Source organism: Pseudomonas kitaguniensis (assembly GCF_009296165.1).
GTDB lineage: Bacteria > Pseudomonadota > Gammaproteobacteria > Pseudomonadales > Pseudomonadaceae > Aquipseudomonas > Aquipseudomonas kitaguniensis.
In genome coordinates this window covers 1-14,911 of record NZ_VUAZ01000120.1, presented here as the reverse complement: position 1 = coordinate 14,911, position 14,911 = coordinate 1, and the positions used below count along the sequence as shown (strand labels likewise).

Here is a 14,911-nt window from a genome sequence, read left to right as displayed (position 1 = left end):
CACCGCCTGCAGCAGGCTTGGTCATTCAGGCCTTGCGCCACGGCTTCAGCCACAGCCCCATGCCCAGCAACACCACGGCGCCGGCCAGGGTGCTGAGCCCCAGTTGCAGCCATACGCCGTCAATGGGGAACAGCACCAGCGCCGCCAACCCCATGACGACTGCGCTGAGCAGCCAGTGCCGCGCCCACGGCAGGTCGCCGAGCAAACGCTGGCGTTGCATCAGTAACAGCGCGGTACAGATCACCCCCGCCAGCGCGGCCAGCGGAATACCCGCCAGGCCAAACACAAAGGGCAGGGCGCCGAGCAACAGCACGTTGACCAGGCTCCCAAGCAACTCACAGCGCAGCGGCTGGCGCGTATCGCCGGCGGCGTAGGCATAACGCGCGAGCAAGGCGTTCCACGCGCCAAACACCAACGGCACGGCAAACCAGGCCAGCAACAGCGGCAACGGCGAATCCGCCGACTGCTTGGGCAGCAGCAACGCCACCAGGCTCGGCGCCGCCGCCACCAGGCCGACCCCGGCAGGCAGGGTCAGCACGCTGGCGGTTTCCAGGCCGCGCTTGAGCAACGCCAGGCGCTCGTCGCCCTGGCGCCGGCTCATCATGCCCAGCAGCACCTGATTCAGGCTCATCAGCGCAATCAGCGGCAGGTTCATCAGCTTGCGGGCAAGGTTGACCCACGTGACGGCGCCTTCACCCAGCAGCGACGCCACCAGCCGCTCAATCAACGCCAACCCTTGGCTGGCGCCATTGCTTAACAACAATGGCCCGATGCGCTGGCCGAGTTCGCGCAGCGGCGCAACGCTCAGTTGCCAGCGCCACGGTCGCCAGCCTTGGCGCCAGACCGACGGCAACAAGGCCAACGGCATCAACAGGCTGCCGGCAAGGCAGGCGAGCGCCAGAAAATGCGCCTGAGTGGCAGTGCCTGCCAGCGCCAGGTACGTCACCGGCGGCAGGTTGAACAGCAGCGAACCCAAGCCCGCCAATACAAAGCGTTCGCTGGCCTGCAACGGAATGCTGAACAGCGCATGCAGCATCAAGCCCGGCACACACCAGGCGACAATTTGCAGGTTGCTGCCGGCAAGGGCGGTGGCGCTGTCCGCCAACCCCGGGCCGAGTATTTGCACCAGCCACGGCGCCAACAGCGTCAGCAACAGGCTGGTGACCAAGGCGATCAACAGCAAGGCCGGGAACAGCACGCCCAGCCAATCCAGCCGCTCAGCGCTTTTGCGTTCGAGGTACAGCGGCAGCGCGGCGGCGCTCAGCACGCCACCGGCCAACGACATGCGCAAGGCCTCGGGTAAAAACAGCGCGATCAAGAACGCATCGCTGCGCTCGCCTGCACCCCACGCCGCCACCAGCAACCATTCGCGCGCGAACCCCAGGCACAGGCCCAGCAGGGTGGCCACGGTCAGCCAGACGGCGTAACCGAGCATGCTTAAGACCTTGCGCCGTCAAGCAACGGCTTGCGATAAACGACTGCCTTGACCTGCGGTAAACGTGCCGGAAACAAACGCCGCGCCTCCAACACGTTAATGCCGACCATCAGCCAGAACAGCGCGACCATCACCACCGCAAAGCTGAAGTAGTGGTCAAACAAACCGCTGACCAGTGCCGAGAGAATCCCGGCAGTGCTGCCCAGCCACAGCGCGTTGTCTTTGGTCAGGCGGATCGGGCCTTTTTCCGGGCGCGCTTCACGCCACCAGCGCACGGTGACCGCAATAAACAGCAGCATGCCAACGATGCCGGTCTTGTAGATGAAGTTCAGCCACAGGTTGGAGATGCCCAGCAACTGCGTACCCGGCACCGGCGGGTCGACTTTGAAGCCGATGCCGAACGGGTAAGCCGCCACCGCCTGTGGGAACGTGCGGTACTCATCGAAACGCACTTCGGTACTCGCGTTGTCCGACGAGAAAATCGTCGCCAGGCGCTCCTGCAACGGCGGGTAAGCCATCACCAGCGCGACCGTCAGCGCCGCGCCGATCATCAACAGGCGCCCGGTGTAGGGCACGCGCCGCGTGGCCATCCACATCAGCACCAGCGCCAGGCTGACCATCGCGCCACGGCTGCTCGCCAACAGCAACGCGGCGGCGCCCAGGCAGGCCACGCCCAGGCCCAGCGCGCGTTTCCAGCCTTGTTCGGTCATGCCGTAACAGAACGCCAAGGGCAGTAGCAGCGCCATGATCCCGCCGATGGCATTCGGGTGCATCCATGGCGAACCCATGCGCGACGACATCGCCTCCAGGCCGAATTTGAGCATGTCGAAGTTGCCGTAATTGAACACTGCCAGGATCGGCGCAATGCCTGCGCCCGAGCGGGTGCGCAGAAACACTGCAATCGACAGCACCAGCATTGCCAGCGTGCCCAGCAACAGCGCGATCACCAGGGATTCGCGTTGCTTGTAGCCCACCAGCAATTTGGCGCCGAGGAACACCGCCGACAGGCTCAGCAACCAGCGCAGCCAGTTGGCCGTGCCGCTGGTGTCGGCCTGGATGCTGATTTGGCCGACGATAAACGGGAACACGCTGAACAGCATCAGCCACAGCAGCATCTGGTCGGTGGGGCGGCGTGACAGGCTCGGAGTGTCCGGCACACGCGACAGAAAGCTGTGCCACAGCACCGCGCCCCACGTCAGCGCCAGAATCGCCTCGCTGACGGTGGTGCGAATACCCAGGTTGACCGTCGAATACGGCATAAAGGTCGCAACCCCGGCAAACAGCAACAAGCCCCACAGCGGGAAGCGCAGGATGGTCACCGCGGCGGCCAGGCCGATCACGGCGAGAAACGCCTTGGCCGGCGAGAGCATCAGGGCGAGTGCGCCAAACAGCAGGCCGAACATGATCGCGACGAGGCTTGCCAGTGAAACTCTCATGTTAATTCCTCGATCAGTTCGGCCAGGCGTCGGTTATAGGCCTGGTAATTGAAGCGTTGCGCCCACTGCTTGCGTTGTTCCGGTGAATCTTCGCTGGGGCGATCAACCAGCTCGACCATCAGTTGCACCAGCGCCGGGCCAACGGTGGGCGAAAAACGCGGCGACGACGGCGGGGTGATTTCATCCAGCGACGTGCCACTGGCCACCGCCACCGGCGTGCCGACGCTCAGCGCCTCGATCACCGGCAAACCAAACCCTTCGGCATACGACGGCTGCCACAAACGCGCGGCCTGCTGGTACAACGCGTGCAACTCGGCGTCCGACACGCCACTCAAGGCGCGAATGCCTGGCAGGCTGCGTTGCGCCTCGGGTAAGTGCTCAAGGCTGCCCACCAGCACCAGTTCCGGCACCGCAGATGACAAGCGCCGCGCCTGCTGCCAGGCGTCGACAAAAAACGGCACGTTCTTGCGCAATTCACGGGTGCCCACCAGCAACCAATAATGCTCGGGCAACTGGCGCGCCGTAAGGTCCGCCGCCCGGTCGACAAACCCGTCCACTTGGTTGGGCAATACCCGAATCTTGCCCGCCGCCTTGGGAAACAGCCGCGCGGTTTCATCGGCGCTGTACTGCGAAGGCGTCCACACCCGGTCGGCGCTGTGCACCGAATAGGCAATCGACAAACGATCGCTGGTTTTGTAGAGCAGCGCTTTCAAACGGTTGGCGTGGTAGTTGTTCAGCGTAATCTGAAACAGGTCATGCAACAGCACCACGCTGCGCAAGCCTTTCGGTTTGGGCGGCAATGGCAAGCCCATATTGAAGGTGCTGATGTACAGGTCAATGTGCTGCTCACGCAACGCGCGCGGTAAAAAACCGGCCTCGAAACGCAACCGATTCTGCGGCTGATGCATCGCGGTTTTCGCGCAACCCCACGCCGGGCAATGCGCCTGAAAGCGCGTTTCATCGCCCAAGGGCGCCACGGTAAACCGCTCAAGTTCGATACCCGGCAGGGTGCGCAGGGCATTTTCCAGCGCATACACCTGGCGGCTGATCCCCGATTGCGGTGAGGTGCCGACGGTACGGTAATCCAGGCCTACACGCATGCGGGCTCCTCTTGATTGAGCGGCGCAAGGCTCGCGTACACCCGCTCCAGTTGGCTGGCAGCAACGCTCCAGTCGTGCGCCCGACGCACATAGGCGCGACCGGCTTCGCCCATTGGCGCGGCAGCTTCGGGACACTGCAACAGGCGCACCACGGCGTCCGCCAGGCTGGTTGCGCTTTGCCCGCCAAGGTAGTCGAGGCCTTCGATCAGGTCCAGGCCCGACACGCCTTGTTCGGTGCTGGCCAACGGCAGGCCGGCGGCCAAGGCTTCGAGCACTTTCAATTTGGAACCGCCGCCATGGCGCAACGGCGCCAGAAACACCGAACAACTTGATTGTAAATTCAGCAGGTCCGGTACAAACCCTTGCCACTCAATGCGCGGGTCTTTCCAGCGCTCACGCCAACTGCCGGGCATGCCAAAACCGCACACGCTCATGCGCGCGTCGGGGCAGCGCTCCCATACTTTGGGCAAAATCTCGTCGAGTGCCCACTCAATCGCATCCACGTTCGGCGCGTATTCATAGTTGCCCAAAAACAACACGCGGCGCGTGCTGGGGTCGGGATGAGCGGCGGCGAAATGGTCGCAGTCCACGCCATTCACCACCACCGGCACCGGTTTACCGGCGATTTTTTCGAGCACTTGCGCGTCGCTGTCGGTCACCGCCACCACTTGCGCGGCTTGGCGCATTACGCGGTATTCCCAGCGGGTGTAGCGCCATTGATCGTAGCGAATGAACGGCAGTGCCCAACGCGGCAAGCGGTCGTAAGTCGCTGCGCCGAGCGCCGATTCAACGTTGTGCTCGGTCAGCACGAAGGGCTGGGCTGTGCGCATCAGGGCCTCTTCGTACGGCTGAAAAGTGTAGGTGTGTTCGATCTGCACCACGTCCCACTGTTCATTGAGCAATTGGTTGAAGGTAGTTTGCAGCGCGCTCGACAGGCCATTCACACTGGCCAGCAGCGGGTAGGGCGCAAACAGCCCGGCCGTGATGGTTTTCAGGCTGCGCAGCGGGCGCCGTGGCAAAGTGATCACCTGCTCCAAAAACGCCTCCAGCACATGGCGATCCGCTGGTGACACCGGTTGCTTGTCATGCAGCAGCAAAGTTATCCGATGCCCACGCGCGGCCAGGCTGCGCAGCAGATGGAACTGGCGCGTCTTGCCGCCGCTGGTCGCGGGCCAGGGCGAGTAGGGCAGTATCCATAAAATGCGCATGGCAGGCTTCAATCCCATAGCAGAATTTGCAGGTTCGGTTTGACCGGTACGGTCAGCCCATTGGTGCCGCTGACTGGGGTTTGCGTGCTGCGCAGTGGGTCGTAGAGGGTCGCGCTGGCCAGCCCAGGCAAGTGCGCGTTGCCGCCTTGGGCCGACCAGAAGAACCACAATTTACGGCCGTCGGCGCGGGTCCAGCCGATACTGAACAAGCCGTCGGGCAACTGGTCGGCAGTGGGCGGGTCGCCGGGGGTCAGTTGCGGCCCGCTCACGTCGAGGAAGTTTTTCAACGCGGTGTAGACCGGCTTGGGGTTGGCGTCGATGTCGAGCAAACCGTAGAACTGGTCGCGCACGCTGGCGCGCTGGTCGAGGTCGCTCAAGGTGAACAAAAAGATCTTGTCGAAATCCATGGTGCTCATCAGCGCCACGCGGCGCACCACGTAATCGGCCTGGCCCTGCAGGGTGATGATGTCTTGAGCGTCTTTTGGCCCCGGGTAGGTCGACCAGCCCCACTCGGTACTCCACAGGGTTTGAACACCGCCGTTGCGCAGGGACTGGTTAAGCGCGTTGGTTTTGGTGATGAAGTCGAGGTTGGCCGGGTCGTTGCCTTCGGGCAGTTGGGTATACGGGTGGTAGGAAATAATCGTTTTCAAGCTGGCCACGCCCAGCGCACCGAGCGCATCGAACATGGTCTGGCCGTTGGGCATTTCGCTGAAGAACGCCATGCCGGCGGCGACCACCGGTTTGTTCGCATCGACAGCGCGCAATGCCGAGGCCGTGGCGGTCAGCAGCTTGGCGTAGCCCGCAGGGTTGGCCGCCGGGCGCCAAAAGCCGAGCAAGTTCGGTTCGTTCCACACTTGCCAGGCGTTGACGCTGGGGTAGCGCTGGGCCAACAAACCCATGCGGTTGGCAAACACGTTCGGGTCTTTGGGCGGGTACTGGTCCTGATACGGCGCACCCTTCGGCGCGGTGGTGGCGAAGGGCGCCGAGCCGACCATGTAGAACACTGATTTAAGCTGGTTGTCTTGCAGCTTATCGACCAGTTGGTCCAGGGTTGCGATCTGATACTTGCCTACGGTGGGTTCCAGTTGGTCCCAGTGCAAATCCAGGCGCACCCATTGCAGGCCCAGCGCCTTGAGTCGGTCAATTTGCAGTTGGTAACGCGCAGGGCTGAACCACAGAAATTGCGCGTTCACGCCCAAAAAATCTTTCCACACCACCACTTTGTTGCCCTTGAGCACATGGCTCTCGGCGTCGGCCTGGCGGCCCCACATAAACACGCTCAAGCCAAGGGCTGCGACCACGGCAAGCGTGGCGAAGTAGGTGCGTTTACGCGCCATAGGGTGCTCCTTGAATGGCCTGCTCAAAGCGTTGCCTGAATTTTTCTGCGGTCAACGGCCACAAGCGTTCGCGGCCGATTTCTGCCGCACGTTCGGCCCAGTCCCTGGCAAGCGACGGCGTACGCGCCAGGCGCAACAATTGTGCGCTCAGCGCCGCCACATCACCTTGCGGATAAATGGCGCCGTTGCCGCTGGCAACTTCTTCGGCAAATGCGCGGGCATCCGAAGTAATCGCCCCGCGCCCGCAGGCTGCCGCCCAAGACAGTGCACCGCTGGTGCCACGTTGGCGCCCCAGCAGGCCAAGTTTTTTTGATTCGCGATACGGCAGCACCATCACATGGTGCGCCTGAATCGTCTGCGCAATTTCGCTGGCCGGCAGGTTCAGCCGCCAGTCGATGGAGCCCGCCAGGCCGAGTTCGGCGATCTGGCTGTGCAACTGCTCCAGGTAATTGCCGCCCGCGCCAAACGCCATCTCGGCGGCAGTGCCACCGGCCAGGGTCAGGCGCACACGGTCACGCAATTCGGGGGCGTGTTTGAACACGTCGGCTAATGCTTGCAGCAGGTCTTCAATGCCTTTGCCACGGTAGATAAAACCAAAATACAGCAGGCGCAGGGTCTCAAGCGGCGGTAACGGGGCTGGCTCAATGGCCAGGTTGGCGTGGTTGATCACTGCCACTTTGCCGCTCGGCAATTGCATGCGCTGGCTCAAGCAATCGGCACCCAAGCGGGTCAGCGTGATCAGCCGCGTCAGGCCTTGGGCAACGTGACGCTCTTCGCGCAAGGTCAGCGGGTCGGCCAGCACCACCGCCGCTTGTGGCAGCGGGCTGGGCAAACGTTCCAGCAGGTTCAGCGGAAACGGCAGGTGCTCGCGCCGCCAAACCATGCGCTCCGGGTCATGCACGGTGGCCGTCAGCGGCAGGTTGGGGCAGGCCTTGCGCAACTCGCGCAGGGCCAGGAACTCGCCCAGTCGGCCGCCACCCAGCTCGGCGTGCACCAGGTCCACGCTCTGCCAGTCGAAGCCTGCGACGGCCTGCTTGATCGCAACGCTGTTGCCTTCCACGCCGCTCAACGGTGTCGCCACCGTCACGCCCAACTGCTCCAATGCCGCCTTGAAATGGTTCGCGTAGTCGGCGATGCCGTTTTTTTCCGGCGGCAAGGGCGCGAGCAGGGCGATGCGCATTAGAACGCTCCCCGGTATTTGGCGATGGATTTAAGCACCTTGGCCGGCACTTCGAATTTGCGTCGGTTGATGATGATGCCGTCCACTTTGCCGAACGCAGTGTTGAGGATCGACAGCGCATGTTCGACCACCGGCACCGTGCTTTTCTGCGCTTCCACCACCAGCGCGATCAGGTCGGCACGCAGCAAGTTGACGAACGCATCGCGGTTGTCCAACAGCGCCGAGGCGTCCAGCAGCACCACTTCGCCCGGTAACGCCGACGCTACGCCGCCGACCCGCACGTTGATGCCGTTTTCTTGCAGCAATTGGCGCAGTTGCTCCACCACAAAGGTCACCCCTTCGCCGTGGCGCGCCGAGGTCAGCCCCAGTGTCAAACCTTGCTCGGCAACGCGGTCCAACTGCAACAACCCATACAGCCGGTAAATGCTTGCGTTGAACGCGTTGGTACTCTGCGCGGTGCTGGTGTCCAGCTCCGGCAGGGTGGTCCACAGCGGCAGGCCGAACTTGCGCTCCACCAAACCGCCGTCATGTATGCGCTGATCCATCAGGTAGCACAGGTAGATCACCAGCAAGCCGACGACGATCGCGAACGGGATCGCCAGCATCAGCATCACCAGGGTTTTCGGGAAGATGCGGCCAGGGTTGAGGGTGGCCTCTTCGATCACCGCAATGTTGCTGATCTGGCTGTTGTCCAGCTCACGGTCGATACGCGATTTTTCCAGGTTATCGACGTACAGCGTGTAGTTGCGCTCGGTCGCGTTCAGTTCGCGCGAGAGGCGCGCCAGCTCCGGTTCAATCTCCAGCGCTTGCTTGCGTTGGGCTTCGAGGTTCACCAGTTGTTTTTGCTGTTGCACCAGTTGTGTACGCAGCGCCTGGTTGTTGCTCGACTCGTCCAGCAGCACCCGCTGCAGGTGAATTTCGAGGGTATTCGGCGCACGGTTTTCCGAGGCTTGCACGGTGTTGCTGACATTCGCGACTTGCGCCTGCATGGCACGAATCGACGCGTCCAGGGCTCTCACCGGCGGCGCGTTATCCGTGTAGGTGCGCATCATGTCAGCCTTTTCCAGCAGCTTTTGGTTGAGCAAACGGCGCAAATCCTGCTGCTGCGGGTTCAGCGCAATCTGGCGAACCGTGGTCACTTCCTTGGGCTGCGACTTGAGCTGAGTGCGGGTGCTGTCAATCGCGCTGTCGGACGAGGCGATCAATCGCGTGGTATTGAAAACTTCGCCACGCAGCACGTTGATACGCTCGGACAAATCTTCCAGTCGATCGGTAATGCTCGCCGCGCCAATCTCGTTCAGGTGGCCGAGGATCTGCTCTTTATAGCTCTTGATCTCGGTAGCACTGGTGCTCACCTGGGCCTCGTAGAAGGCATACAGGCTCTTGCGGCCCAAGGCCTGTGTGCGCTCGGCAATGTAGGTTTCGATCCAGTCTTTGACCACCGCTTGGGCAATCTCCGGGTCGCCCCACTTGAAGCTGATGTCCATCACCGTGGAACCGACGGCGTGGCTGACTTCAAAGCTCTTTTCCAGGCTTGCGGCAATGCGCTCTACCGGCGTGGTTTTTTCGACGATGCCGACGGTTTCCAGCACCACCCGCAGGCCGTCGAACACCGCGCCCACGCCTTCCCTGACGTAGTACTTGGCGCGTTTCCAGACGCCCTCTGGCGGCGTGGCGTTCTCGCTGATTTGCAGGTAGTGCTCGGCCACTGCGCGTACGATCGGGCGACCGGTGAGCAAGCGCTCCTCGTCGACAATCGGGTCGCGCTGGGTGCTGGGCATCACCATCGCCTGGCGGTTGCTGATTTCGATCGGCAAGGTCGAATCGCGCCCCGGCTTAACCAACAGGCGCGCGGTGGATTCGTACTTGGCCGGCAGCAAAAATGCGCTCAGCAAAATGATCACCAGCGCGGCGATGGCCGCCAGTTTGAACTCGTGCCGGAAGATGAAAAACAGGCGCAGAAGATCACGAAAAGAACGGATCTCGATCATCGGATGTCGCTCCTTTAGTTAGTGCCGCCACTGGTTCTGGTGTAGTTGTAGCCAACCCCGATCGACTTGGTGAACGGGATCAGTTGGTTCAGGTAAGTGTCCACGCCCTGGATGCGCTCGCCGACGTTGGACTTGGGCACGAACACCACATCACCGCGTTGCAGGTGCACGGGTTTACGCCCGTTGGGGCCGGTTTTCAGGTATTGGCTAAAATCCAGGAAGTAGGCGTGATAGGCGCCTTGAGCGTCTTCGCGCAACAGCGCAACCATGCTCGCGTTACCCGACGGGTTGACCCCGCCGGCGCCGATAATCGCTTGCTCCAGGGTGTTGGCCGTGGCGATCTGCACCGAGGTCGGGTTATTCACCGCGCCGCCGACGATCACTGCGTTGCCCGGTGCCTGGTTGATGTTCACCGTCACGCGCGGCTCGCGGTAAACCGGCGCGAGCTTGTTGGTCAACTCCATCGCCAGGTCCGATGGCTGGCGCCCGGCCACTTGGATCGGCCCCAGGAACGGGTAGTTGATCTTGCCGTCGGTTTGCACCGTGTACAGCGTCAGTTCATAGATGGTGCTGACGTTGAACGCCGACAGTGTCGGCATCTCCCCGGCATCACGCACGATGCGCAACTGGTCGCCGATGCGAATTCGCTCCACCGCCGGCGGCAACTGCGCCAGTTGGTCGAGCGCGCGCTTGCCGTCTTCGACGGTTTTGTCGTCCGGCGGCTCGATGCGCGCCGGCGTATTACACGCGGCCAGGGCCATCATGGCCAGGATGAGCACGGTTTTTTTCATAAAGGGTGACGTCCTGTTAGTCATGCTGCTCACCTCCAATAACCGGGGAACATGCTGATGCGCCGCTTTACGGCAAGGGGGAGGCGGCGTTCCTGATGGCCCAGCCGATAGCCGAGCAACTTGAACGCGCTGCGCACCAGTACTTCGGGTACGCGGTGCAATGCACCGGCTGCGCGTAAAGCCGCGAGCTCAGCCAGTACATAGCGTTTACCTTCACCGCCGGCATCGCCAAATGCCTGGCGAATCCACGGCTCACGGCCGTAGAACACGCCAATGTCGAAGTAGCGGTGAAACTCATCCATGAGTCGGTAATCGTGGGAGTGGTACACCCGCGCGGTGGCGGCGTAGCGCACGTTGTAACCTGCAAGCAGCAAGCGCGCGGCGACGTAGGCGTCTTCGCTGCCGATCACGTCGGCGGGGAAACCGCCAACCGCTCGCAACGCGCTGCGTCGGTACACGCAAAACGAGTCGGAGCTGAAACAGGTTTTAATCCCCAGTTCCGGTGCATCGGCCAGGCGCTTGCTGCGGCTCTGGGCCGGGTAGTTGAAGTGCCGCGATTGCGCGCCCAGCACGCCGGCGTCGGGGTGCGGCAGTTGGCGGCCGTACGCCACGCCGTTAAGCGGGTCTTGCTGCAACTCGTCGAGCAGGTTGGCGAACGTCTCGGGGCTTGCGGGGATCGCGTCCTGGGTCATCACGATCAGCGCGTCACCGCCCACCTGTTCACTGGCCCAGCGCCGCGTGCCGCCATGGTTGAAGTCGCCAGCGTCGATCACTTCGACCCGCGCGCCATACGCTTGAAAGCGCGCCACGGTGTCATCACGCGAGGCGCTGTCGACCACCAGCATTTCGTCCGGTTGCACGGTCTGCATGTTCAGCGCCGGCAGCAGTCGCGCCAGGTGGCTGGAGGCGTTACGGGTCGGGATGATCAACGAGGTGCGCATGTTACTTTTTCACGTCTAAGGGCGCGCGCCCGTAAATGTCGTCAAAGCGCACGATGTCATCTTCACCGAGGTACTCGCCGCTCTGCACTTCGATCATCACCAGGTCGATGATGCCGGGGTTGGTCAGGCGGTGTTTGTGCCCGGCTGGAATGTAGGTGGACTCGTTGGCGTTGATCAGAAATTCGCGCTCGCCATTGGTGATCTGCGCGGCGCCGCTGACCACCACCCAGTGCTCGCTGCGGTGGTGATGCATCTGCAGTGACAACGACGCCTGCGGCTTGACCACGATGCGTTTGATTTTGAACCGGCTGCTTTCCTCCAGCACCGTGTAGGTGCCCCACGGCCGTGTAACCGTGCGGTGCAGGCTGAACGCCGGATGGTTCTGGCGCTTGAGTTCGGCAACGATGTAGCGCACATCCTGGCTGCGATGAGCGTCGGCGATCAGCAGCGCATCCGGGGTGTCGACGATGATCAGGTCGCGCACGCCAACGGCGCCGAGTACACGTTTGGGCGAGTCGATGTAGCAGTTGTGCACGTCATGCAAAATCGCTTCGCCATTGACCTGGTTGCCGTGGGCGTCGCTGGGCGTGAGCTGGCGCAGCGCTTCCCAGGAACCGATGTCGCTCCAGCCAATGTCGCAGGGCACCACGGCCACTTGCGTGGACTTCTCCATCAAGGCCACGTCGATGGAAATATCCGGCGCGCTGCCGAACGCGTCCGAATCCAGTTCACGTTGGCGCGAGGTTTTATTTTGCAGGCTCTGGCTGTGTTCGAGTGCAGCCTTGGCGGCCGTTAATACGTCGGGTGCGTGGGCGGCGAGTTCTTCCACCAGGGTGCTGGCCTTGAAGCAGAACATGCCGGCGTTCCACAGGTGTTTACCGCCATCGAGGTAACCTTGCGCGGTGGCCAGGTCAGGTTTTTCGACGAAGCGTTTAACCCGGTTGCCAGTGCTCAGCGGCTCGCCTTGTTCGATGTAGCCGAAGCCGGTTTCGGGGTGGTCGGGCTGGATGCCGAACGTGACCAGGTAGCCCGCTTCGGCGAGGTCGCGGGCCTGGCTCACGGCGTCGGCAAACGCGACTTCATTGAGAATCAAATGGTCGGCAGGCATCACCAACAACTGCGCGCTGTCGCCGAAATGTTCCTGCACGTGCAGCGCCGCCACCGCGATGGCCGCCGCTGTATTGCGGCCAAAGGGCTCCAGCAACAGGTCCAGCGGCAGGTGCGCGGTGTTGACCCCACGGTAGTCGTCGAGCGTGCGGAACAGCAGGTCGCGGTTGGTCACCGTGAGCACGCTTTCGACGCCGGGCAGTTTGGCCGCGCGCTGGAAGGTTTTCTGCAGCAGGCTCTGGCCGTCACGCATGCGCATGAAAGGCTTGGGCATGTTCTGCCGGGACACCGGCCACAGCCGTGTGCCCGAACCACCGGAAATAATGCAGGGAATTAATCCGTTGAGGGTATTCATCAATAGACTTCCTTGGTGGAAAGGACGGCCGGGACCGTCATGAAAACGATGTATAAATCAAACCACACCGACCACTTGGAGATGTATTCCAGGTCGTACTCGACACGTTTCTGGATCTTGAACAGGGTGTCGGTCTCGCCACGGTAGCCGTTGATCTGCGCCCAGCCGGTAATGCCCGGCTTGACCCGATGCCGCGAGCTGTATTCGCTGACCGCCACTTCGAACGGAATACCCGCAGCCTTGGTCGCCGTGGCGTGCGGGCGCGGGCCGACCATCGACATGTTGCCCAGCAGCACGTTGAACAACTGCGGCAGCTCGTCGATGCTGGTCTTGCGGATAATGCGGCCGACGCGCGTGATACGCGGGTCGGCACGCGTGGTCTGGCGCTCGGCGGTGAAGTCGCTCTGGTCGGTGAACATCGAGCGAAACTTGAACACGCGGATCTCGTTATCGTTATAGCCATAACGATTCTGGCGAAACAGTACCGGGCCTTTTGAGTCGAGCTTGATCGCGATCGCCGTCGCCAGCATCAGCGGTGACAGCACTACCAGCGCCAGGCTCGCCAACAGCATGTCTTCGAAACGCTTGATCACCGGCGACCAGCCGCGCAGTGGCAACTGCGAGGTGTTGAACATCAGGATGCCGCCGACGTCGGTGATGCGGCTGTGGCCGTAGCGCAGGGCGGCCATGTCGGGCACCAGCATTACGTTCACCGACATCTGGCGCAGGCGATTGACCAGCCCGTGAATACGCTGCTCGGCGGCCCACGGCAGGCAGATCATCACTTGATTGACTTCTTCTGCGCGGATCAGTTTTTCCAGGTCGCGGGTGTTGCCCAGCAACGGCAGGTTGCTCAATTCCTTGGGAATGCGTTCGGTGCGGTCATCGATAAAACCGATCAGGCCGGAACGGATGTCGCCATTGCGTTGCAGGTGATCGGCGACGTGCACAGCGGTGTCGGTAAAGCCCAAAATGACCGTGCGTTGCAGGTATTTGCCCTTGCGCATCAGGTTGCGGTACAGGCGCAGCATCAGCAGGCGCTCGATGCAGAACAACGCCAGGCTGGCGAAGTACCAGGCCACCAGGTTGTGGGGCGTCAGTTGCGGAAAAAACTGCAGAATCTGGTACATGAACAACAGGATGCAGAATGCCGCAGACCACGACACCACCTTGGTACGCAGGCGCAAGCGATTGCTGAACAGCTCTTCGGAATAGATGCCCAGGGCGTGGAACAGAATAATGGTCAGGACTGCAAAAAACAGCAGCAAGCCGAGGAAGTGAGGGCGCAATTCGGGGTCCATCGGTTCGATGAAAAGCACCAACACCAGTGGCGGCAGAATGGCCGACAAGCCATGGATAAATTTGACGAAGACAACAAAGAACTCAACGAATCCGGCGCGGGTTAAAAACAGGCTGTCGACTGACGACTTTTCTCGCATAAAAACATCCTTCATTGCACGCCAGGCCCTGTTCGACTGTTTAATCGATAAGGCAGCAAGCTGCTTATTGAGTAAGGCAAGTCGAGCGACGACTACTCTGGGTAAAACGCAACTGTCCCTTCACATGAAGCTATTCAAATGAATTGATTTTGCTGGGTAAATACGTAAGGAGTGTTCCGTTTGGATTGTTTAGTCAATCAATTGACAATGGTGCGGAGGTGTCAGTCTCGAAGCGTTAATCGGTCTTTTTGTCGGCATTTTATTGACGTTCCCTGTTCAATAGAGTGTTCAATGCGGTGTTCAATACAGTCGGTGTAAGGCCCTGTTTTTGAGTGTAGGAACAAATCCAGGAATTTTCCTGTGGAATATGAAAACCTTTTTCGAGAGGGGCAGGAAAGGAGGACAAAGAGGCGCGGCGAGGGTGGGCTAACGGCCCTGAATGCGGGGGCTTGGTGCAATTAGAAGGTACTTTTACAACTAACAAAAAATTGGCTGGGGAGGCTCAAAAAGTTGCTTTACAGGCGCTGGATTGTTACTGATTAGTCGCAACTGAGCTCGTCGTTGTGAGTGGTCTGCGGTCTTGGTTGTCTG

11 protein-coding genes are annotated in these 14,911 nt (G+C 61.5%); all 11 read right to left on the bottom strand.

What is annotated here, in order from left to right; genetic code table 11:
- Positions 1 to 25 precede the first annotated feature (25 nt).
- From F0169_RS19500 to F0169_RS19450, 11 genes are read right to left on the bottom strand one after another with little or no spacing between them, the layout of a single operon-like run.
- On the bottom strand, positions 26 to 1,435 hold the full coding sequence (locus F0169_RS19500) for a lipid II flippase MurJ (RefSeq protein ID WP_152747375.1): 1,410 nt from the start codon (positions 1,433 to 1,435) through the stop codon (positions 26 to 28).
- A gap of 2 nt (positions 1,436 to 1,437) precedes the next feature.
- Positions 1,438 to 2,871: an O-antigen ligase family protein gene (locus F0169_RS19495; RefSeq protein WP_122250778.1), complete on the bottom strand. Its 1,434-nt coding sequence runs from the start codon at positions 2,869 to 2,871 to the stop codon at positions 1,438 to 1,440.
- Positions 2,868 to 3,971, bottom strand: a complete 1,104-nt coding sequence (locus F0169_RS19490; RefSeq protein WP_152747374.1) for a glycosyltransferase family 4 protein — start codon at positions 3,969 to 3,971, stop codon at positions 2,868 to 2,870. The genes F0169_RS19495 and F0169_RS19490 overlap by 4 nt, the downstream gene beginning before the upstream one ends.
- Complete coding sequence (locus F0169_RS19485; protein ID WP_152747373.1) at positions 3,962 to 5,179, bottom strand: glycosyltransferase family 4 protein; 1,218 nt, start codon at positions 5,177 to 5,179, stop codon at positions 3,962 to 3,964. The genes F0169_RS19490 and F0169_RS19485 overlap by 10 nt, the downstream gene beginning before the upstream one ends.
- An 8-nt stretch (positions 5,180 to 5,187) precedes the next feature.
- Positions 5,188 to 6,516, bottom strand: coding sequence for a GH39 family glycosyl hydrolase (locus tag F0169_RS19480; RefSeq protein WP_058414133.1), 1,329 nt, complete (start codon positions 6,514 to 6,516; stop codon positions 5,188 to 5,190).
- A complete protein-coding gene (locus F0169_RS19475) occupies positions 6,506 to 7,696 on the bottom strand; it encodes a glycosyltransferase (protein WP_152747372.1) in 1,191 nt (396 codons plus the stop codon). Before F0169_RS19475 ends, F0169_RS19480 begins: the two co-directional genes overlap by 11 nt.
- Positions 7,696 to 9,687 (bottom strand): GumC family protein, encoded by a 1,992-nt coding sequence (locus F0169_RS19470; RefSeq protein ID WP_122250781.1) that lies wholly within the window; start codon positions 9,685 to 9,687, stop codon positions 7,696 to 7,698. The genes F0169_RS19475 and F0169_RS19470 overlap by 1 nt, the downstream gene beginning before the upstream one ends.
- 14 nt (positions 9,688 to 9,701) lie before the next feature.
- Positions 9,702 to 10,478 carry a polysaccharide biosynthesis/export family protein gene (locus F0169_RS19465; RefSeq protein WP_058414136.1) on the bottom strand — a complete coding sequence of 259 codons (777 nt, stop codon included), beginning with the start codon at positions 10,476 to 10,478 and terminating at the stop codon, positions 9,702 to 9,704.
- Between the two features lie 29 nt (positions 10,479 to 10,507).
- Positions 10,508 to 11,419 carry a glycosyltransferase family 2 protein gene (locus tag F0169_RS19460; RefSeq protein ID WP_152747371.1) on the bottom strand — a complete coding sequence of 304 codons (912 nt, stop codon included), beginning with the start codon at positions 11,417 to 11,419 and terminating at the stop codon, positions 10,508 to 10,510.
- 1 nt (position 11,420) lies between these two features.
- Positions 11,421 to 12,881 carry a mannose-1-phosphate guanylyltransferase/mannose-6-phosphate isomerase gene (locus F0169_RS19455; RefSeq protein ID WP_058414138.1) on the bottom strand — a complete coding sequence of 487 codons (1,461 nt, stop codon included), beginning with the start codon at positions 12,879 to 12,881 and terminating at the stop codon, positions 11,421 to 11,423.
- A complete protein-coding gene (locus F0169_RS19450; protein WP_058414139.1) occupies positions 12,881 to 14,320 on the bottom strand; it encodes an undecaprenyl-phosphate glucose phosphotransferase in 1,440 nt (479 codons plus the stop codon). Before F0169_RS19450 ends, F0169_RS19455 begins: the two co-directional genes overlap by 1 nt.
- Positions 14,321 to 14,911 lie beyond the last annotated feature (591 nt).